Source organism: Microseira wollei NIES-4236 (assembly GCF_020521235.1).
Taxonomy (GTDB): domain Bacteria; phylum Cyanobacteriota; class Cyanobacteriia; order Cyanobacteriales; family Aerosakkonemataceae; genus Microseira; species Microseira wollei.
Genome location: NZ_BLAY01000729.1, coordinates 1 through 255, shown reverse-complemented (window position 1 = coordinate 255; position 255 = coordinate 1). Strand labels below are relative to the sequence as shown.

At 49.8% G+C, this 255-nt stretch carries 1 protein-coding gene; it reads right to left on the bottom strand.

Annotated elements, in window-relative coordinates; genetic code table 11:
• The coding region (locus tag MiSe_RS50365; protein WP_226595133.1) for a hypothetical protein at positions 1-255 on the bottom strand (255 nt) is incomplete at both ends.

Genomic DNA, 255 nt, shown 5'->3' with positions numbered 1-255 from the left:
AACAGCAACATCCTCTTCGTCAGCGGTCGCACCAACATCCGCCACAGCAATTGATTCAAAAGCATCGCCAACTGCCGATCTCGAATCAATGGGAGAAACACCAGAGATATCCGCAACAGCAACATCCGCCACAGCAATTGATTCCAAAGCATCGCCAACAGCTGATGTCGCATCTATGGGAGAAACACCAGAGATATCCGCAACAGCAACATCCCCCACAGCAATTGATTCCAAAGCATCGCCAACAGCTGATGT